This is a genomic window from Alicyclobacillus sp. SO9 (assembly GCF_016406125.1).
Lineage (GTDB): Bacteria > Bacillota > Bacilli > Alicyclobacillales > Alicyclobacillaceae > SO9.
The window spans coordinates 3,109,887-3,130,725 of record NZ_CP066339.1 but is presented as its reverse complement, the minus strand read 5'-3'; the positions used below and the strand labels follow the sequence as shown (position 1 = coordinate 3,130,725).

The following is a 20,839-nucleotide window of genomic DNA, read 5'->3' as shown; positions in this document are numbered from 1 at the left end:
CGTTAGCAAACATAAATTCCCTTACTTTCTGAATAATGATAGAATTGCTGAAAGTAGGACTTTTGTGCATGGAACTGGTGCAGCAGATATTATGCGGTGTATTGAGGAGGAAATTTTGTAGATGTTTGGCAGCACAATCCAAAAAATGCTGGTGGTGACTACCGCATAAAGTCTCATTCGGGTACACTGTAGATAGCGGAAAGTTCTGAAGCATCTGAATTTGTTGTGGGGAATTGGGATGGCAGTATGATACCTGAAACACGGGCTTTACGCTCGGTATTGTCTACATTGCAGACTTGTCACTTAAACGCATTCCTCGGTGGCAGTGGACTTCTCTATGCTTTTGGACTGAGTGCGGTTGTGAATGATTGGGACTTGACAACAAATGCGTCGAAGCAAGCGGTGACAGAGTGTTTACAGGAATTCCAACTCGTTGAGACACCACATCAATCACTGGTATTCTGCAGTGATTACGTTCTTGCCATTCCGGAAGCAAAGATAGAGATTATAGGAGGCTACGCTATCAGATGCGAAAGAGACGTCTGCAGACTGCCAAGTGTTTTTGGACGATTATGGCACGACATCCCTATAGCAAGTCCGGAGGTCTGGGCGGTCGCGTACAATTTAATGGGTAGAATCGAGAAATCCGAACTCTTGTTTAGACACTTACAACGTACGGGTGTCACGAAAAACATCGTGGACCTGCTCTGTAGAGAGCCGCTGCCCATTGAACTGCACCACCGGCTGGAAACCTTGCTTGCCGATTGAATGTGCCAAGAGAGGACGATACGGTGTTGGAGTCTACCTAGGTGGACAAGGTGAACATGGATTGGTTTGAAAGCGGTACCATTTCAGAATGTGAGGAGAGAGGTTGTGCGATGGACCACAACGAGTATTTACGGAGGATTAATATTACTGAAGGAGTATCCGTAGACTACGAGTCTCTATGTCTGATTCAAAGTGAGCATATGTACCATGTGCCGTTTGAAAATTTGGATATTGCAGCGGGTGTGCCTATCGAACTGGAGTATGAGTCTATGTACGAGAAGCTTATTGTAAAGGGACGCGGGGGATACTGCTATGAGCTCAATGGACTGCTATACTGGCTTCTTCGAACTTTGGGATTTTCCGTTTCCATGCTCTCCGCGAGCGTCATGCGGGAGGATGGAAAGTTTGGTCCAGAGTTCGATCACATGCTTTTACTTGTAAATTTAAACGGCATGGACTACGTGGTGGATGTTGGATTTGGCGATTCAGTTCGGAGCCCTTTGCCTCTATCTGGTGAAATCGTGACAGATATCAGCGGTTCCTACCGAATTGAAAACGATACGAATCGTCGTGTCCTCTACTTTCAAAAACAAACGGGAACAGACTGGACGTCAGAGTACGCTTTTACGCTAAGACCCCGTCGACTCGATGAGTTCCAAGTCATGAATGTCTATCAACAAACCTCACTGGACTCCCACTTCACTCAGAATCTTATTTGTTCTGTCGCAACACTGACTGGCCGGCTTACTATCTCCGGCAACGTTCTAATAGAAACTATTGGGTCGGACAAGACACGCAGTGCTATTCAATCCGAGGCAGAGCGTGTGATTTTACTAAAGCGATATTTCGGGATTGATGAGACTCCGTTCGATGAGGAAGAGGCGTAGCAAAGATAACAAAGAGGCGTAGTGAAGACGACAAAAAGGTGTACCATGCAACTTAGTAGCTGGTATAAATTGTAACAAGGATTGCGTTTCGTCTCATTGTCATTGGGTCGAGTATGTGTGCATGCCTCTGTCTGCATGACGACTTTATTTCAGAATCACGTGGAGAGGAGCGGGTCTGATGCCGTTAGGAGACGTCTATTTAGAGTCGGTGCTGAATAACTTTCGGAACATGAAGGCGACAGCGGAGCGGGCCATGAAACAGTTAGAGTTTCATGAACTACAGTTTTGCCCAACAGAAGAATCCAACAGCATTGCTCACATAGTGAAGCACATGGCTGGAAATATGGCGTCTAGATGGACTGATTTTCTAACATCTGACGGTGAAAAATCTACTCGAGACCGGGATGCGGAGTTTGAAGACAGTTACATTTCCACGGATGAAATGATGGAAGACTGGAAAGCTGGCTGGGATCGCTTGTTTGGGACAATAAGTAAGTTGAAATCCGAAGATTTACTCAAGATTGTTTACATCCGGATGGAACCCCACAGTGTTGTTCAGGCAATAGAACGCCAGATCTATCACCTCTCTTACCATACCGGGCAAATTGTGTACGTCGCTAAGCAAATACGTAATTCGAAGTGGAAAACCCTGACTATCCCGAGAGGGAAGTCAAAAGAATTTCTTGCGGAAATGGACAAAAAGTTCAAGGGGAAATAAGGTGAGTACTCAAACGACAAGAGGGACTCTATAAGACCATGGTACAAGAGTGTGTTAAGGTACATATAAAGATTCGTTGTTTAGCGTCGGTAGAAAGGTCGACTTGTCACTACACGGTGAAGACACTGGAGAAAATTTTTTCAACGTAAGAAAGGGGAACCGGGTATTGCAGTTGCGGGTACTGTCATTGGTCGCTTTGATTCTAGGTATCGCAGTTAGTCTTTCATTAACTAAACTTCACAGAAGTCGGATAGAGCACATGATGTTAGGATTACTGTGCATTACGGCTGGGGCTGCGATTTCGCTGAACCCTAACATTAGCAGCATCATCCGTGTCTCATCAATGGGAGTAGCTCTTGTGTTACTTGGACTTGTTGTTGGGATTCTCGGTTTTTTCAAGGGTGAGTCTTGAAATATGCCAGTTCTCAATCGAAAAGTCGACATACAGGACGTCTATTGGTAGTTCGTATTTTATACACAAATACAAACTGGCTGGATACGGCACGCGTGGTATGATGGATTAAGTTCTAAGGACAACATAAGGGCAATGTAACCGCAGGGTTCAACCTCGTGCAAACGGAGGTTGAACCTTTTTTGGTTTACCATAAGGAGCCATTCCTGTAATGAATTAATTTCGGGTTTGTAACAAAAAGAGCGCCTCCTGTATGCTGGGTTCCGAATGCAGACACATTCATTCCCTAATTGAGGAGGACGCTCAACGTGAAGTATAAGATCCAACAGAAGCAAAATCAACGAATTCAACAAATTACCGACGCTACCATCATTGTGGGAGCCGACATTGCGAAGCAAACCCATGTGGCGAGAGCCATTGACTTCCGTGGAATTGAGCTCGGTAAAGAGTGTGTTTTTAACAATGACGATGAGGGCCTGACGAAACTCGTAACGTGGATGAAGGAGTTGCAACGGCTGCACGGCAAGACGGATGTCGTCTTTGGTGTTGAGCCGACCGGACACTACTGGTTTCCGTTAGGTGCCTTCATGCAAGGCTTGAGCGTTCGATTCGTGCTAGTGAATCCGCACCACGTCAACAAGAGCAAAGAGTTGGAAGATAACTCGCCAACGAAGAACGACTACAAGGATGCCAAGGTTATTGCGAATCTCGTCAAGGACGGCAAGTACACCGAGCCTAAACTCCCAACAGGTATCTATGCGGATTTACGAATCCTCATGAACCTGAGAGAGAAGGTCGTGGTGAATCTGGGGCAAGTGCAAATGCGGATTCAGAACTGGCTCGACCGGTTCTTTCCGGAATACACCCAGGTGTTTAAGGACTGGGAAGGTAAGACGTCACTCATCACACTGCGTAAGTCTCCGTTTCCACAGGACCTCGTCTCACTCGGCGCCAGCGAGATTGTGGGTCAGTGGAAAAGGGGCGGTGTGAAGCGGGCTGTCGGTATGAAGCGAGCAACACGGCTTGTGAGTACCGCTAAAAAGTCTATTGGTCTGAAAGAGGGGCTTACGGCAGCTCGGTTGGAACTAATGGCTTTGCTAGAACAGTATGAGATGTTCACTCGGCAGCGTGATGAAATCATGGCTCAGGTGGAGCAACTGCTGAACCAGATTCCAGGCACTGAAGAGATGCTGAGCGTACCAGGGATGGGTGTCACCACACTTGCCGGATTCCTGGCTGAAGTGGGCGACCTACGGGGATACGACCATGGACAGCAGATTATCCGGCTCGCTGGACTGAATCTGAAAGAGAACAGTTCTGGCAAGAGGAAAGGGAAAACAGGAATCTCGAAGCGGGGTCGCTCCCGGCTCAGGGCACTACTCTTTCGAGCCATATTGCCGATGGTTGCCAAGAACGCCGAGTTCAAGGCGTTGCACGATTATTACACGACCCGAACGTGCAATCCCTTGAAGAAGAAACAGTCACTGATTGCGCTGTGTGGAAAACTCATTCGTGTTCTACACACATTGGGGACAAAGCAAGTTCAGTACAACGCTGAGGATTTACTGGGGCCACTTCGGAGGTCCCAACTACAGGTGGCAGCTTAACCGATTTGATTCAAACTCGTCAGTTCGATTTACTCGCTTGTACACGATGAATCGCCAAGACAAACAGAAGCACGGATAAGCCGTAGTATCTACACCATAAGGGCAACGACCCAGTAAAGGAGCAAGAAACGGCATCCACCCCTTGAGAGGTAGTACGAAGGAATGTGAGGGCATAGACCCAGTGTGACATGGGAGGGTAAACCGCAAGGGAACGTGTGGACATCCAAATGTGCGAACATAATTATGTTCCATGTATTGGTAAAATAGCACCAATCTCTGTTCCTGCTACGGACTACCCGTTTGAAAATTGGCACATCTAGCATTCTGGTAATCTCTCTCAAATTGTCAAGGTACGTAATCGTGAGAATAAGAGAGTAAATAGGAGAAAACATTAATTTATAGTGGGAGGGGTTATTACTATGAATAAAAAAGATCAACTGTTGAAACGGCTGGACGAAATAGGAGAATCCTTGGCGAAGATGAATGGAGCACTCCTGCTTTTGGGACTGGGTTCTGTGGGCGTTGAGACTGACCGTCTGGATGACTATTCAGATCTGGATTTTTTCGTCATTGTGGCGCCAGGATACAAGCGCAGATATATAGAGAATTTGGATTGGCTGGAACAGGTTCGTCCTCTTGTCTATTCGTTTCAGAATACGGCGGATGGGTCCAAAATCATGTTTAACGACGGAATTTACGGAGAGTACGCTGTGTTTGAGGAACGAGATCTCAGGAACATTCCACATGTACATGGCAGAGTTGTCTGGAAAGACCCCTTGTATAAGAATACAGACGTCGGTGCAAACCTCAGACAGGAGCAAAAGGTACGAATAGATTCTCTGGATCATCCTCTAAATGAAGCTTTGACCAATCTTTATGTCGGACTTACTCGATATGCAAGGGGAGAGAAAATGTCTGCCACTCGGTTTATTCAGGGTTATGCGGTGGACAGCATCATTTCCGTTCTCCATTTGCTCGAGAAGGAGAACAAATACTTTCCGGATCCGTTCGTAAATGAGAGAAGGCTGGAAGTGAGGTTCCCCAATTTTTCACAAGTAGTAGGGAAGATGGTGCTTGGGTATAACCGTGTACCCGAGTCAGCACTTCATATTTTGGATTATGTAGCCAGTGTATATCCGGTTAACCAGAGATTAGCTGAGGAAATCCGCAGCTTGGCAGACAAATGTATAAGTCGTGGCCAAAGTTGCTGTTTTTAACGTTACAATGTTCAGTACGATTGAGGTTACATTGAACTGGAAATAAACTTAGAATAAGTATAGAAATTTACTAGATATGTGAGAATTCGGTGAGCGGGTGATGTGGTGAAGTTTCGAGTTACACGACAGAACTACTGGTTTTCATTTTTAGGAATTGTGGTAGGTGAGTTTATATTTAGCAGTCTATTTCATAGACGTCCTTGGTGGCTGACTGCTATCGTTGCCTTGTTATGGTCCGTGATGGGCTGGGTTGTTGGTTCGTGGCTGTGGAATCGGCTCTTTCCGTGTTTTCTAACTCTCACTGATACTGCAATCTTGGTTGGGAGAATTTCCTATGCAGTCGAATCCATAGAGTCCATTTCAATGCCAATAGGCACACGGATAAACCTGGGAGTTTACTTTAAGTTCCCACTAAAGCCTCTACGCATCAGGCTCTGGGGAACGGAGCACAGGGAATTGAGAACTCAATTAATACAGTGGTCGACTATTCATTCAGTACCGTTCCACCAACCTCGCTAGACTTTTGGCGGACTCTGTCACAACAGAGCCAATGAAACAACGAGTAGTAGTTGCATATTGATAAATGGAAGGGATATAGGATGATTAGGATCAAGCGAGCAGTCAGCCTCTCGGATAATCTCAGAAACTATCATGTGGTTTTAGATGGAACGGAGATTGGCTCTGTAGGACCCGGAGATACTTTTGAGTATTCGCTCAATGCTGGGTATCACAAAATCCATCTGGAAATTGATTGGTGCAGAAGTAATGAACTGGAATTTGAGGTTAAAAATGATGAAGTCTTGGATTTTAAGTGTGGAGGATTAAACGGTTTTAAGGTGCTCGCTGTAATCTGGTTTATAACGTTTGGACGAAATCGGTATTTGTGGATCAAACGAATGACTCCATTATTCAGTTAATCTTCTTGTTTTGCCTTGCTATCCCATGGTCTTAAGACCAACGTTGTATAGATATTCCAGACGACGGCGTGTTACGATCCTCAAGACAAGTCTACATTAGGGGTGATGGACGTGCGCAATGAGTTTTCGTGGCAGCCTTCTATGGAGGTACGAACACGTGAAATTGAATCCTTGACACGAGACAAGACTATGAATTGGATAGACAAGTCTCGTTCTGAAGGACTTTCCAACGCTGACATCTATCTGTTACTCGCTTTAGCATCGGCACGATACGTCGACCACCATGGGCCTCTCATTGGCCACGGAACCTTCAACGGCGGACCTTTGCTTCGTGCGTCTTCTCTGTTGAGCAGTGATTTTCAGGATTTAGCTCTACTGCAGACGGCCGTATACGTAACGGATCTTCTGGCGGACCCGAGGTACGGCCCCTATCTTTTGATGGAAATGGAACCTGTCACTGAGACTACAGAAGAAGAGTCTCAACAGGCTTTCTTACACGACATTGAGAGTGGAAACACAGTATTGTTGTCCGAACACAGACTGGTTGGCTTATTGCGACACCAGAACTCAGACCTGAGATGGCTTCTGACCCAAGTTGCGCTCCGCCAATACCCAGAAAATGAGCATCGGCTGTTAATTGTGCATCGTGCCATTCAATTTTTAGATGATTTAAGCGGGTGGGCATATGCAGAGCCTATATTTCGTCCGGCTGTACAGTATCTTGCATCTCGTCCGGATACGACGCTGTTCAACAGAATTAAAGAAAGAATGTTGACATGGCCGGAAGAAGGGATGGTATCAGAGCACGAAGTCACGGACGTCGTACAACGATTAATTGAGGTTCCGTATGGAGAGGAACCCGATCTCATCGATGAGTTGATACGTCAAGGAATCAAAGGTCGTACACTGTATGAGGCGATAGCCCTTTCATCATCGGAGATGTTGAGGAGGTCACAGTTCGATGCCCATGCCGTAACTGGCGTTCACTGTACACTTGATTTAATGCGTGGGAAAGACGTACCTTCTGATCTTCGGACATTGGCAGGACACCTAGCATTGTCAAGTCAACGCAGCCGTAGACAAAAGGTAAGTCGGCAGAATTGGAGAGAACCATTACACGTCAGTGGCACTAGAGTTACACTTACCGAACTCAAAAATATTGTGTCAAACGATGACGGCGGTCAGCTGTCCGCGCAGGCAGCTGGGAACTACCTGCTTAGTGGCGGGAGTCCTAGGGAATTAGCTCGAACTCTGATGGAGGTGGCGCTAACAACATCCGGGCCGTTCGATGCGATTCACAATGTAAAAATGATTTGGGGATTGCTTCAAGAGACAGAATACTCTCAGTTGGGACAACAATCCTGGAGACACCTGTCTGGCGGTGCAAGAGTGATTGCAGAAACCGCCGCAACCGAGCGTCCTGCAGGAAAAGCCATTTTGTCGTTGTGGAAGCCAATGAAATCAATGTAAATACGTGCTGATGTGACTATAAGGAGTGACAAAGCATGCAACCGTTTTTCTAACGCAGTTCCTCCACATTAGCTAAACATAGTGGTTCCGTGGAAAGATATTTTCGACGGCGCTTTGGTGTGTCCAGAAGTCCCCCTTTTCCTTCTCTAATTTTCAGAACAAAGGGGGATAAGGATGGCATATCGAAGCATTATAGATTAAGTCGCCAATTTTTGAATTTGTGGTTGGCTCAGGGTGTTTCACAGTTTGGAGATGCACTTTTGGAGGTTACGCTGCCGGTATGGGTCGGGTTAGTAACGAAATCATCCAGTCAGGTCGCGGGTGTTGCAGCGGCAGAGTTACTTCCTGCAATCTTAGTTGGTCCACTTTCGGGCGTGATTGCTGAGCGATTTAATCCGAAGATTATAATGGTACTGACGGACTTGTTTAGAGCATTTGCAGTTCTGTTGCTCCTCGAATTTCACGGGGCCGGCACTGCTTATCTTGCGTACATTGTTAGTTTCCTGCTAAGTTTTGGAACCCGGCTCTTTATTCCTGCACAATCCGTTCTTGTGCGGAAAACAATCCGGGACAAGGACATCCAGAAAGCCCAAGGCGTACTACACGTTGCCTCCAGCGTTTCTCTGGCACTAGGGCCTGCCTTAGGTGGAACGCTGATTCTTAGCATGGGTCCCATTCCGACGGTGATTACAGACTCCGGAACGTTCATCCTTTCAACGCTACTTCTCCTCGACATTCGTCAGGGGACGGACGGATTGGCAGTTTGTAAAAAGTTGACTCTGCCTTCGAGTGAGACTTCCATAAAGGCAGACGTCATGGTGGCATTTCATTACTTGTTGGAGAGTCGTCGACTTGTAGTTGTAGCAGTCGTTACCGCTATATTGACACTTGTAGGGTTCATTTGGTTTACGGTCGACGTGTTCTATGTAGGGACCTATCTCGGTGTACCCGGCGAAGCGGTGGGGTATCTATGGGCTGCTTCCGGACTAGGCGACTTGTTGGCAGGACTGTTGATTGTTCCTCGTGCTGGGAAGCTGAACTCCGCTTACTTGGTCATTGGCGGTTTACTTGTTCGCACAATGGCGCTCTTTTCTTACTCTGTGATAGGCGATTTCTGGTATGCATTGTGGATATGTCTATTAGCTGGGTTCGGCGATGGCATGGCATCTATTGGGCTGTCGACAATGGCCATGCAGCACTCGTCCCCTGGAGTAATTGGAAGGGTGTCTTCCACGCTGGATATTGTAGGTCAATTCTCGGGAATAGGTGCCACCGCTTTGATTGCTGCAATTGGTTCTAGTTCTACACCACGACAGGATTTACAGGCGTGCGGTGTATTGCTCTCCGCTACTATAGTTTTTGTTTTATCTTGGACGCGGCCCACGAGCGGTCATGAAAGGACTCACGACGATGACGTGTAGGTATCAAAGTGCCGTGCGACACATGTCCGCCAATGCTCGAACACAGTAATTCACCTTCAAATGTCTAAACAGGGCAGCGACTCGGTAATTGCGGACAAGCTGCCTTGACAGATTCCCGCAGCACTCCAGGTAGATTGTTTTTAATTGGGCCGCATCAAGAACGTAGGCTTGTTCAGAATCTTGACACACAGGTTGGCACTTTGATTGCAGGGGCCAGGAACATCCTTGAGTGGCTGTCAATAGCCTCGTCTCTACGCAATTCAGTTTTTTTATTGATCTCTGCATAATCAATAATGTAGGTATTATATCCGGGTAATATTGACTTTATATTTTATCCGGGTATAATACTACCGAGACTTATTGATAAGTTCTCTGTCAACCCAAATAGAGAATGTTTTCTGAAAGGAGACACTACGATGGACTTTGAACATGGTCGCTACATCGAACCATCTCAACGCGCTGGCATGAGATTCATGCAACGTGGCATTGATGGTAGCGTCATCATGCTGAATCTGCTGCGTTTTCGCGAATTTGCCGATTACTCAGCCCATCCTGAACTTGCATCGGAGGTTCCAATCACTGGTGCCGAAGCGTTCAACCGCTACATTGAGCACACACTGCCATTTCTGCGAAAAAGCGGCGGTGACGTCATGTTTCTGGGTAAGGGTGGAGAGTTTCTTATCGGTCCGGAAGACGAAAGATGGGACCTTGTCATGCTGATACGCCAGAGCAGCGCGCAATCGTTTCTTGCTTTTTCAACCCATCAAGACTACTTAGCCGGTATCGGGCATCGGACTGCGGCAATAGAGGATTCACGCCTCCTACCTATGGTAGAGCTTGCAAAACCAATGTAATATGAGGAGAGCAGCGTCATTGTCTTTTGAAATAGATACTGGTACGCTGACGAAGTGTACGTCATAAAGACCTGCGATATTGACGGAGACCTGTAGAAAGATGATACTCTGTATGTGAAAAGAATGGATTTGTGGTTACTGGCGAACGTAGATTAACTACGGGGGAGCCACAAGTAATAGTGCCGCTCGCCTGGGCAGGGGTAAGGACCAAGAGTTCTTACCCCTTTAATATTCAGTCGTACTAACCTATGTGATAGGAGGAAAAAGTTCATGGAGCCAACTTTATTGAGAGGGAAGCCTGTCGTTCAAGAGATGGAAGCCACCTTGTCTGAAAGAGTCAAGAAACTCTTTTTAAAGGGTACTAAGCCATGTCTTGCCACGATACTGGTTGGCAATGATCCGGCGTCAACGACCTACGTCCGCATGAAGGCACGGGCGTGTGAGCGAAATCAATTAGAGTCAAGACAGATTCACTTGCCTGAAACCACTGATACAGCTGCGCTCATTGACGTTATTAAGAACTTGAATATCGACCCAGGAGTTCATGGCATCTTACTGCAGCATCCAGTTCCTCGACATATAGAAGAACGAGCCGCATTTGAGGCCATTGTGCCGGAGAAGGATGTTGACGGTGTGACAAGTTGGGGTTTCGGACGCATGTCCTTCGGGCTAAGCAGCTACCATAGTTGTACCCCTGAAGCGGTCATGAATATCTTAGACTATTACGAAATTCCCATTAAACGAAAGCGGGCAGTGGTGCTTGGTCGAAGTCCAATATTGGGAAAGCCGGTATCCATGTTGTTGCTAAATAGAGATGCGACCGTCATTACTTGTCATTCACACACTCAACACATCGATGAAATAGTGCGACAAGCCGACATTCTGGTAGCGGCGGTCGGAAAGAATAAGTTTGTGCAAGGTTCGTGGGTCAAACCTGGAGCTGTCATCATTGACGCGGGATACAGTGAAAACACAGGGGACGTTGATTATGCTGCATGTCTAGACGTCGTTAGCGCGATAACACCCGTTCCAGGTGGTGTCGGTCCAGTTACAATTGCAAATCTTCTCAGGAATACAGTTGTAGCTGCTGAACAGACTTTGCGCTAATTAAGCACCACAAAACGGTCCGACGCTGAGTCGTGGGCATGACCCTTGGTAACAAGCATGCGTCTCTTCAAGCCATAACTAATTGGCTGAAACTAACGAGCGAAGTTCAAAAAGAGAAGAGCAGAACCAGCACTTTATTGGAGTTCTGCTCTTAAGGCCAGATGCGACTGTAAGCGAAAATCACACCCTAAATCCTGTATAAATGTGAATGGCATCCCGGAGAAACTCGGCTGTCCCTGGGTGCTCAGTATCGTAAAACGCCTTAAATCGTTCATCATCGACATACATTTGAGCAAGTTCCGCATGAGCCTCACTCGTGTACTTATCCCAGGTAAATGCTAACCATCGTTTATGAAGTGCTGCCGCTTTCTGTGCAATGTCACTGGCTGGATTCCCAGTCTGGAATGCCTTTGCCAGAGTGACTTTCACCTCATTCCCGAGGTGGGTCCAATCCTCATACTCTTTCTCAGTCATTTTCTGAAGCCTCTTGTTTGATTTATGAACGGAGTCATCGCCGTATTTATTGCGGATTTCTTTCCCATAGGCTGTCTCGTTTTCATCAATCATCCGCTCTTTGAAGCCCTCAAACTTTTCTCTGTCACTCATGGTGGTTCGTCTCCCTTCTGCCAATGCAATTGTTTGTTCCGCATTGGCTATCAATAAATCCAATTGTTCTCGCCTGTCAAGGAGTCGCTTAAGATGTTTCTGCAGTGCTTGAATTCTGTCAAACGTCGGGTCTGTTATGATTTTGCGGATGACTTCAAGATTTACACCCAGTTCCCTGTAAAACAGAATTTGCTGAAGTTGGTCGACTTCCCATTGGCCGTAAATTCGGTACCCTGATGAACTGGTTCTCGCCGGGCTCAAGAGTCCAATCTCATCGTAGTACCGAAGCGTACGGGTACTGATTCCGGCTATATTTGCGAACTTCTGGATTGTGTATTCCATCGTTCACCTCCTCACAGGGTAACTGTAAACCTTTACGCAACGTTAAAGTCAAGACCCATTGCATGTGATAGTTTCAGTTCGAAACAGCATTTGTGGGTTTGCGAACGTAGACATTAAAACTGTATTCAAACGGACTTCTCTTGTCTTGGTTTCCAGGAGTACTTGACGTAAGTACCCAGTCTGACAGGTCGATTTCGACAGTGGTATTTCCTTCTATAACGGCGTCAATCTCGGTTATATACAGAACCTGCGCCAGATGGATGGTTTGCTCGATAATAGAGCCGCCTCCAATGATGACAACGTCACCCGGAATGCGGGTGATAGCGTCTATATGATGCAGGACATGAACATTTTGGGCTGTAAATGATGTGTCACGAGTGACGACGTAGTTGATGCGATGCGGTAGAGCACGGCCAATGGCTGTATACGTGCGTCTCCCCATTACGATGTTCTTTCCAGTCGTGAGCTTCTTAAAGTACCGAAGGTCCTCTGGAATATGCCAGGGCATGCCGTTATTCTTGCCAATGACCCCGTTTCGTGATTTTGCCAGAAGAATTGATATCATGCGCAACCTCCAAAAGGGGATTCTGCTAAGATGTATCAATTTGGTGTCTTTTGTGTCAGAACATTATATCAGGAAACTTATATGCCCTGTGTTTCTGCAAATCGTCATTTCCGTCGTGTTTGCTTGATGATAACACCGCGCCGTGTCGGTGGTACAAGCCGTGGTAAGGAGCCGCGTTCAAGTCATGTATAATAACCATAGCAGTTTACATGAATATTGAATAAAATTCCCGCAGCGTCATCTTGCGTTGCGATTTGCAAAAGTGAAGGAGGAACTCTGTTGAAGGACATCCTGGTTATCGGTTCAGGACCAGCTGGTATGGCAACTGCCGTATGGGCCCGTCGTCTGGGACTTAGTGTGCAGGTGTATGAACAAGATGCGATTCCAGGGGGTCAATTGAATCTCATCAAAGGAGAAATTGAGGATTATCCGGGCGTAGATTGCTCAGGTCCCGAGTTGCGTGACAAAATTGTCCATCGGTTAGACAGCATGGGTGTGGAGATCGTACTGAATAGTCATGTTTCCGATTTAGATCCCGTTCAACGCACGATTGTCGTGAACGGTCACCAGGTGTCTGGGAGAAACATTGTGATTGCAACAGGCGGCAGGCCGCGTAAGCTTGGAATTCCTGGAGAGCAAGAAATGTATGCAAGAGGTGAAACCTACCGCAGTTCAGTCCATGCCTCTCAGATGAAAGGTAAACCGGTGATTGTCGTTGGTGGTGGGGACAGAGCTGTCGAAAACGCATACCAGTTCCTCAAAGGCGGTGCACACGTGACTTTGGTACATAGGGGAGACAATTTGACTGCCAGACGGGGCATGACGGATTTGCTGCGAACAGTACCTGGGTGTGAGTACTTATTTAACTGTACACCGACAAGAATTGTTGGCTCTCAGAAAGTAGAAGGTTTGAAAGTGGAAATGGACGGAAAAGAGACACTGCTGAAGGCGGATGCAATTGTGATAACGATTGGTCTTCAGCCCACCACATCCTTTTTACATGACAAGTTGCCGCTCGACACGGAAGGACGAATTGAGACAAACCAAGTTTATGAGACAAAATACAGAGGGGTGTTTGCTATAGGAGACGCCATGATTTCTTCGCAGTTCTCCAGCATCGCTGCTTGCGGTGGTCAAGGAATGGTGGTTGCAAAGCAAATCGCCGTGTCAATGTAATACCATCTCACATATTTGCATGAGCGACCATGCGTGTATCAAGAGGGGAAAGGCAACCCATCAACATTGGACTATCTTTTCTCGACATGAGAGCAAGACAAATATGGCCCTAGTGAAAAAGATGTCGTTGGGCCGGTACTGGTCCAACGACATCTTGCGTCGCGAAGATGATTCGGAAATGAGTAAGGTTGTCAGATTAGCTCATCCAGCTTTTTACCAGAGACTGGTTGTTGCTAACCCACTTTTTCACAGCCGCATTTTTGGATTTCGAATTGTTGATGTCTTCCTCCAAAGTTCCCAGTTGCTTCTGCGTAATCTTAAAGTTCTTCAGCCACTTCGCTGCTTGCGGGTGTGAGTTGAGCCACTTTTTATTTGTTTCTCCCTGGATCCATCCGGGTTTCCCAAACACTTGCTTCGGGTCAGACAAGTATTTCAAATGATATTTTGCGAATGCCCAGTGCGGACTCCAGAGTGTGACAACAACGTCTTTTTTCTGACCGTATGCTTTTTTCAAGGCACTCAGCATAGCCGGGGCAGAACTAGAAATCAGATTCTCCTTAAGCCCGTACGTGGTTACGGCCTTCTTCGCCAATTTCATCTCTACGGCACCTGAACCAATCCCTACAATTCTCCCATTAAGCTTTGATTTGACTTTGTTCAAATCCGAAATGGAGTTTACATTCTTCATGTAGGTCGGTACCACAAAACCTTCTCTTGTCTTGCCCTTGTACCATTTTCCAATGGTTGCAAGGTTAGACTTGTATTTGCTGATATATTGGTTTTGTTCGGGGAGCCAAGAGTCGAAGAAGAGATCGATGCCGCCTTTAGACAAGCCCACAAACATCGGACCTAAAGATACAGTCTTAAGGTGAACCTGATAGCCCTTTTGTTCAAGCAAGTATTTCCAAAGATATGTGGTTGCGACGTCCTCAGACCAGTTGATGTAACCAATCGTGATGGATTTACTAGCCGATCCCGTTGACGAGCCCTGCGCCGAATTTTGCTGAACGGAAGAATTTTGACTTGATGTCTGGTTCTGTGTACCGCATCCTGTGACTGCAACGGCACAGAGCGCTGTTCCGGACAAAATTAAGCCTAACTTTCTGTTCATATTGTACAAATACCCCTTTGTGTTGTGTTATCCATTCAATTTTCCTGTCTTCTGTTGATGAATCCTTTGTCAATCATGCTTCTGCGTAATAATAGGTGATTGTGGAAACCCTACGTTTGTAAGGTTACCTTTGGCAAACGACATAGCAAATCGTCGCGGTTGTAGCCTCACGATGGTTGTAGTCACAACATTTTTATATTCACTTAATTTTCGAAAGATGACTCCGTTTGCTCTTGCACCTCCTAAAACACCATGTTACATTCTGTTCATACAGTTTATACTGTACAAATTGATTTGTAAAATTGGCGGTGATAGTAGATGGCGGGATTTGACGAACTTGAACACGCCAGGCGCCACTATTCGCAAGCTCAGGCGGAAACGATGGGTATGTACGGGTTGAATCAATCTGTGGGCTTGCTTTACGGCGCAATGATTTTTCGAGAGGCACCTCTTACCTTAGAAGACATGTGTAAAGAGACCGGAATGAGTAAGACCAGCATGAGCACTGGTGTTCGAGAACTAGCACGTTTACAGCTTGTGAGAAAGGCATTTCGGCCCGGAGTGCGCAAAGACCTGTATGAAGTGGAGAGGAGTCAGTTTACTTCCTTCATTGAATACTTCACGAAACTCTGGAGAAGAGCGTCGGAATTGAACTTAAGGGCAATTCGTCAAAGTGAGGCTGAGATAAGGAAGATTCTGCAGGATACAGATAATGAGGAACTTCAGACTCGTGCAGAGGAAGATTTGAAAATACTAAGTGAATCAACCACATACTATCTCTGGCTGAGAGAGTTAACTGATGCGTTTGAACGCGGGGATATCAATGTACCTATTCCAACTCAAGCGGTACACGGGGAGGCGAGCAACCATGAGTAAAGCACTAATGTTGGAAAAACCAAAAGGAATACGCCTGGTGGATACTGACATTCATGAGCGCGTGCAATACGCGGATTTGCTTCCCTATTTGGAAGACCCATGGCGTCGCTACATTTTGGATTGTGAGTGGAAGCAGGAGAAGCATTTGCCTTATACCCAGCCGGCCATTGCAGGGTTGGACCGGGCGGACGCGAGACTCAGTGACGGGCGGCCCGCGGGGTCTGATTTGGACTTCATGAAACAGCAACTGTTGGATTCGGGCGGGCATGAGTTTGGAATTTTAACCGGAGCGTTGGACCCATCTCCGTCGTCAATGAACGGATGGTACGAGATGGGAGCCGCACTTGCCTCTGCTTATAATGATTGGCAGATTGAACACTGGCTGGAACGGGATGAAAGGTTGTACGGTTCAGTGCATATTGCCGCAAAGGATGTACAGACCGCCGTCCGCGAGATTCATCGTGTCGGGTCACATCCCAAAATGGTGCAGGTTTTGCTTCCTTTAGATGACACCCTTTGGGGAGACCCCTATTATCACCCAATTTTTGAAGCTGCGGTACAGCACCGGCTCGCTGTCGGGATGCATCACAATGAACCGCCGGTGTACTATGGAAAATTTCCGCGGTACTTTATCGAATGGCACACTATGATTCCGACTGCCCATATGATGCAGGTCACTAATTTGGTTTTTAACGGTGTGTTTGAGAAATTTCCAGCTTTAAAAGTGCTGATGATTGAAGGCGGATTTACATTTGCCCCTTTTCTAATGAGGAAAATGGATGAGCAGTATCGGCACCTTCGGCACGAAGTGCCTTGGATTAAGCGGATGCCAAGTGAAATTATTCGCAATCATATTCGATTTACGACTCAGCCAATGGATGAAATGAACCGCAAGGATTTTATGCGGGTCATTGAGGGACTGGAGTCGGAAGATATGATTTGTTTTTCGACCGACTATCCACACTGGGATTACGATTCTCCTATTCGCGCGTTACCGTCTCTAGACTTTCCATTGAAAGAAAAAATATATTCAACCAACGCGAAGGCGATGTACGAGAAATTACCGGGGGGTGGAAGGCAGTGAGGCAGGTGGTCTGCAAAACTTCAGACGTGAACCCTGGAGAGATGCAAGAGGCAAGATTTGGTGAACTGCCAATTGTTTTGTGCCGTACTCTCGAAGGTAAATTCTATGCATTCTCCAACCGGTGTCTGCATCAAGGTGCTTCATTAGCTGACGGAATGCTTTGTGGTGCGCCTGTGCCAACGGATACACCTGGAGAGTACAGGTATGAACGTGAAGGACAAATTCTCCGCTGCCCCTGGCACGGAAGAGAGTTTGATGTTGTAAATGGGGGTCAAATGCTGGCCGACCCCGCTCGTTGCCTTCCGCGCTTCCAAATTGAAATTGAAGATGACCGTGTCGTTGTAGTTCGATAAACCTGTCTAATAGTTTGGAGTGCTGATATGGTAACAATTGATGAAATCGAAGCGAAAATGTATGTAGACGGAGACTGGATTTGTGCAAAAACGGGTGAGAAGAGGGACATCATTAACCCTTTTAACCAGAAAGTGATTGGTCAGGTAGAAGAAGCTGGCCTGGAAGATGTCCAGATTGCAGTGGAGGCAGCGAGACAGGCCTTTGACAAAGGAAAGTGGCCCCATTTACCGGCCGCAGAACGGGGTCGTAAGCTGTTTTGCCTTGCACAATTGCTGCAAGAAGAGCGAGAAAGGTTTGCGCAAATAGAGACGCTCAATACCGGGAAGACCCTGATGGAAAGTCTCGCTGATATGGAGGATATTGCTAACGTGTTTCGCTACTTCGCCGGTTTGGCTGACAAATCGGGCGGAGAAGCGATTGCGTCTCCAATTGAGCATTCCAGTAGTATGGTTGTACGTGAACCGGTTGGTGTCTGTGCCCAAATCACACCTTGGAACTACCCATTGCTGCAGGCCGCGTGGAAAATTGCTCCAGCCCTGGCTGCCGGCTGCACCGTGATTCTCAAGCCCAGTGAACTGACACCCCTGACATCTCTCGAACTGGCCAAGTTAGCGGAGCGGGCAGGAATCCCTCGCGGTGTGTTTAACGTGCTTACGGGACCTGGGCATTCCGTTGGTGCAGCGTTGTCTGAATCGGACGATATCGACTTGGTCTCTTTCACCGGCGGCGGAGCCACGGGCCGGAAAATTATGAAGGCTGCGGCCGGAAACTTTAAGAAAATTGCCTTGGAGCTCGGCGGAAAGAATCCCAATATTGTGTTTGCTGATGCGGACTTTGACACGGCAGTGGATTACGCGTTAAACGCAGTATTTTTTCATGCAGGTCAAGTCTGCTCTGCTGGTGCAAGACTGTTATTAGAAAATGAAATTCACGACAGGTTCGTTGAAGAATTAAAACGGAGAATTCCTAAGATTCGACTAGGAGACGGATTTGACGATACTGTGCAAATGGGTCCGCTTATTTCCCGGGAACATTTGGACAAAGTTGAGCACTACGTCAACATTGCTGAGAAAGAAGGTGCTTCTCTGGTACTCGGCGGCAAGCGACCCGAATCTCCGGAACTGAAGGACGGATTCTTCTTTGAGCCGACTCTGTTTATAGACTGCCAAGAAACCATGCGGGTCGTGCAGGAGGAGACCTTTGGTCCGATTCTCACAGTCGAGCGGTTTGTCGACGAGGAGGACGCTGTGCGAAAAGCGAATAATACCATCTATGGACTGGCAGGAGCAGTGTGGACGACTGACGCCGACAGAGCGCAGCGTGTCTCACACGCACTGCGCATGGGAACGGTCTGGATTAATGATTTTCACCCCTACTTCGCACAAGCACCGTGGGGAGGTTACAAGCAATCTGGGATTGGTCGTGAGTTGGGACATTCCGGACTTGACGAATACACGGAGCTGAAACATGTTTTTCAAAATCATGCACCAAAGCCGATGAATTGGTTTGGCGTGTAGGCGTAGGGCAGATCACAGAGCCGCTCTTTGTGAAATGAAGGGGAAACGGACAGAAAGCAGCGTGCTAAAGACCACGCTGCTTTCTGCGTTTGCCGTTAGAGGGACTCGGTTGCCCCAGCCTCCCAATGCCGAGTGACTGCGTCCTAACAACCTTCTACGCCTTGCGGTAGTACGAATAAATCACTGGAGCAAAGGCTACTGCAAAAAAGCCGACGGCCATCAGTTTGAAAAACCTGGAGTACATCATGTTCATCTAAAACGCACTCCTCAGCGAATTTTTACACATAGTAACATATGCCCCTGGTATGCAGGCGCCTGTATAGAAGCCTATGTCCTTAAATGATTTTTCAAATGATTTTTCGTTTTAAACACGCACTAAGCGCTGACGGCTAATCACTGACGGCACAACGGTTTGGCCCGATTTCCATTTCCTCCAACTTGGCCGAGTCGTCTACCTCAAGCTGTCCCATGTTCACTTCGCGAATTTCTCTGTAAGCATTCGGTTGAGGCGGCAGATTCTCAGTCACCATGCGTTCAAACTCAGCTTTGTCGTCGACACCGAGTGAACTGTTGCGCTCAAACAATGTCCCTAGTCTCGCCATCACACGGCCGCTGTCATCGAGTTCGCCCGTAGTAGCAAAGTGTGCCGGAAGTACATGTAAATCTGGACTTAAATTGTGGTAGGTTTCGTGCAAGGAAGAGTACAAATCTAGCGCCCATTCTCCGGCTTTACCGGCCAAATCGGGGCGACCGATAGACTGTACGAAGAGCGTGTCGCCTGACAGCAGATATTTGTCATCGACGACAATGCTGGTACTTCCTGACGTGTGTCCGGGGGTTGCAAGTGCACGAACCTTTACGCCTGAAGACCCAACGGAGAGAGTCGTTCCGTCTGCCAGCTGGGTGTAGTCGTACGTGACGCGCTCTGCATCCCCCGGCGGAAGCCAGTAGCGTGCGCCAGTGCTGGCAGCTAGCTTTCGACCGCCAGAAATGTGATCGGCGTGGAGATGCGTATCGACGACATGCTCAATGGAAACTCCGAGGTCTTTGGCGAAGTGCTCATAGACATCTGTCATTCGAGCTGCGTCCACCACCAGTGCCTGCTTTCCTGACACAATCATATAAGACAGACAACCTTTGCCGACACGGACAAACTGGTATAGACTGCCGCCGTTGGGCAAATCTCCTGCTTTTACGGGGTGGAGGTATTGACTCCAGCCCTTCATTCCACCTTCCATCACGAAGACATCTGTTCGACCTTCTTCGCGCAACTGTTCTGCCACATATTCTGATGATCCTTCTTTCGCACATACGACGAGCACCGACTGGTCTTCCGGCAACTTCTCGTCCAACGGTTTGAGATCGTCCAGCAAATCAAAGTAGGGCACATTGATGGAGGTAACAGCGTCGCCTTCAATCTTCCAATCGCCATAATCTTCCTCATTGCGAACGTCGAGGATAAACAACGGTTTGTGGTCCATGATTTCTTCAAAAACCTTTGGCACCGGCATTTTCTGCGTGGATGTAGATTCTGTCATGACTACGCCTCCTCCTTCTGCGATTTTTTCACATAATGTCTGAAGAGACCGTCCTCATCTACTGTCTCCAGGAACTCGTGACCAACCCGGTTGGCCCATGCAGGAATATCCTTGACAGACCCGGGGTCTGTGGCTAATATCTCTAAAATGTCACCGTTCCCCAGTCCTCGTATCTCTTTTTTCGCACGAACTACCGGCATCGGGCACGCTAAACCTTTGCAATCGACACTCTTTGCGACTGTGTAATTGGACTGTGTCAATGTAATCCCTCCGTAGTTTCGAAAGATAAGAT

At 47.3% G+C, this 20,839-nt stretch carries 21 protein-coding genes and 1 riboswitch; of the genes, 16 read left to right on the top strand and 5 right to left on the bottom strand.

Annotated elements, in window-relative coordinates:
• The first annotated feature begins 246 nt into the window (after window positions 1-246).
• The 11 genes from GI364_RS14735 (at window position 247) to GI364_RS14685 (ending at window position 11,378) form a co-directional block, all read left to right on the top strand.
• Window positions 247-768 (top strand): hypothetical protein, encoded by a 522-nt coding sequence (locus tag GI364_RS14735; protein WP_198850015.1) that lies wholly within the window; start codon window positions 247-249, stop codon window positions 766-768.
• Between the two features lie 41 nt (window positions 769-809).
• A complete protein-coding gene (locus tag GI364_RS14730; RefSeq protein WP_198850014.1) occupies window positions 810-1,655 on the top strand; it encodes an arylamine N-acetyltransferase family protein in 846 nt (281 codons plus the stop codon).
• A 178-nt stretch (window positions 1,656-1,833) separates the two neighbouring features.
• Window positions 1,834-2,373, top strand: a complete 540-nt coding sequence (locus GI364_RS14725) for a DUF1572 family protein (protein ID WP_198850013.1) — start codon at window positions 1,834-1,836, stop codon at window positions 2,371-2,373.
• Between the two features lie 166 nt (window positions 2,374-2,539).
• Entirely contained in the window at window positions 2,540-2,785 is a 246-nt protein-coding gene (locus GI364_RS14720; RefSeq protein ID WP_198850012.1) for a hypothetical protein, read from the top strand.
• Between the two features lie 320 nt (window positions 2,786-3,105).
• Window positions 3,106-4,392 (top strand): IS110 family RNA-guided transposase, encoded by a 1,287-nt coding sequence (locus GI364_RS14715; RefSeq protein WP_198853857.1) that lies wholly within the window; start codon window positions 3,106-3,108, stop codon window positions 4,390-4,392.
• Window positions 4,393-4,811: 419 nt separating this feature from the next.
• Window positions 4,812-5,609, top strand: a complete 798-nt coding sequence (locus tag GI364_RS14710) for a hypothetical protein (RefSeq protein WP_198850011.1) — start codon at window positions 4,812-4,814, stop codon at window positions 5,607-5,609.
• Window positions 5,610-6,208: 599 nt separating this feature from the next.
• Window positions 6,209-6,526: a hypothetical protein gene (locus GI364_RS14705; protein ID WP_198850010.1), complete on the top strand. Its 318-nt coding sequence runs from the start codon at window positions 6,209-6,211 to the stop codon at window positions 6,524-6,526.
• 111 nt (window positions 6,527-6,637) lie between these two features.
• Complete coding sequence (locus GI364_RS14700) at window positions 6,638-7,996, top strand: hypothetical protein (RefSeq protein WP_198850009.1); 1,359 nt, start codon at window positions 6,638-6,640, stop codon at window positions 7,994-7,996.
• Between the two features lie 89 nt (window positions 7,997-8,085).
• A complete protein-coding gene (locus GI364_RS14695) occupies window positions 8,086-9,417 on the top strand; it encodes an MFS transporter (protein WP_370541782.1) in 1,332 nt (443 codons plus the stop codon).
• Between the two features lie 416 nt (window positions 9,418-9,833).
• Window positions 9,834-10,271 (top strand): DUF1330 domain-containing protein, encoded by a 438-nt coding sequence (locus tag GI364_RS14690; RefSeq protein ID WP_198850007.1) that lies wholly within the window; start codon window positions 9,834-9,836, stop codon window positions 10,269-10,271.
• Between the two features lie 124 nt (window positions 10,272-10,395).
• Window positions 10,396-10,474, top strand: a riboswitch (ZMP/ZTP riboswitch).
• A 67-nt stretch (window positions 10,475-10,541) separates the two neighbouring features.
• Window positions 10,542-11,378: a bifunctional 5,10-methylenetetrahydrofolate dehydrogenase/5,10-methenyltetrahydrofolate cyclohydrolase gene (locus GI364_RS14685; protein WP_198850006.1), complete on the top strand. Its 837-nt coding sequence runs from the start codon at window positions 10,542-10,544 to the stop codon at window positions 11,376-11,378.
• A gap of 180 nt (window positions 11,379-11,558) precedes the next feature.
• Here the strand turns inward: GI364_RS14685 and GI364_RS14680 are convergent, their stop codons facing one another.
• Together GI364_RS14680 and GI364_RS14675 are read right to left on the bottom strand one after the other, a co-directional pair.
• On the bottom strand, window positions 11,559-12,326 hold the full coding sequence (locus GI364_RS14680; protein ID WP_198850005.1) for a MerR family transcriptional regulator: 768 nt from the start codon (window positions 12,324-12,326) through the stop codon (window positions 11,559-11,561).
• 73 nt (window positions 12,327-12,399) lie between these two features.
• On the bottom strand, window positions 12,400-12,891 hold the full coding sequence (locus GI364_RS14675; RefSeq protein ID WP_198850004.1) for a dihydrofolate reductase: 492 nt from the start codon (window positions 12,889-12,891) through the stop codon (window positions 12,400-12,402).
• Between the two features lie 279 nt (window positions 12,892-13,170).
• Here GI364_RS14675 and GI364_RS14670 point away from each other — a divergent pair, with 279 nt between their 5' ends.
• The gene (locus GI364_RS14670; RefSeq protein WP_198850003.1) at window positions 13,171-14,067 is read left to right on the top strand and encodes an NAD(P)/FAD-dependent oxidoreductase; all 897 of its coding nucleotides are present in this window, start codon (window positions 13,171-13,173) and stop codon (window positions 14,065-14,067) included.
• Between the two features lie 196 nt (window positions 14,068-14,263).
• On the opposite strand, the gene GI364_RS14665 is transcribed toward GI364_RS14670, so the two are convergent.
• On the bottom strand, window positions 14,264-15,178 hold the full coding sequence (locus GI364_RS14665) for a glycine betaine ABC transporter substrate-binding protein (protein ID WP_198850002.1): 915 nt from the start codon (window positions 15,176-15,178) through the stop codon (window positions 14,264-14,266).
• 318 nt (window positions 15,179-15,496) lie between these two features.
• Here GI364_RS14665 and GI364_RS14660 point away from each other — a divergent pair, with 318 nt between their 5' ends.
• The 4 genes from GI364_RS14660 to betB are packed head-to-tail and all read left to right on the top strand — an operon-like array spanning window position 15,497 to window position 19,009.
• The gene (locus GI364_RS14660; RefSeq protein WP_198850001.1) at window positions 15,497-16,054 is read left to right on the top strand and encodes a GbsR/MarR family transcriptional regulator; all 558 of its coding nucleotides are present in this window, start codon (window positions 15,497-15,499) and stop codon (window positions 16,052-16,054) included.
• A complete protein-coding gene (locus GI364_RS14655; protein ID WP_233095809.1) occupies window positions 16,047-17,138 on the top strand; it encodes an amidohydrolase family protein in 1,092 nt (363 codons plus the stop codon). Before GI364_RS14660 ends, GI364_RS14655 begins: the two co-directional genes overlap by 8 nt.
• Entirely contained in the window at window positions 17,135-17,491 is a 357-nt protein-coding gene (locus GI364_RS14650; RefSeq protein WP_198850000.1) for a Rieske (2Fe-2S) protein, read from the top strand. Before GI364_RS14655 ends, GI364_RS14650 begins: the two co-directional genes overlap by 4 nt.
• Window positions 17,492-17,518: 27 nt before the next feature.
• Window positions 17,519-19,009, top strand: a complete 1,491-nt coding sequence (betB, locus tag GI364_RS14645; RefSeq protein WP_233095808.1) for a betaine-aldehyde dehydrogenase — start codon at window positions 17,519-17,521, stop codon at window positions 19,007-19,009.
• A gap of 389 nt (window positions 19,010-19,398) precedes the next feature.
• Here betB and GI364_RS14640 read toward each other — a convergent pair whose 3' ends face one another.
• Together GI364_RS14640 and GI364_RS14635 are read right to left on the bottom strand one after the other, a co-directional pair.
• A complete protein-coding gene (locus tag GI364_RS14640) occupies window positions 19,399-20,547 on the bottom strand; it encodes an MBL fold metallo-hydrolase (protein WP_198849999.1) in 1,149 nt (382 codons plus the stop codon).
• Between the two features lie 2 nt (window positions 20,548-20,549).
• Window positions 20,550-20,807, bottom strand: coding sequence for a sulfurtransferase TusA family protein (locus GI364_RS14635; protein WP_233095807.1), 258 nt, complete (start codon window positions 20,805-20,807; stop codon window positions 20,550-20,552).
• Between the last annotated feature and the right edge of the window lie 32 nt (window positions 20,808-20,839).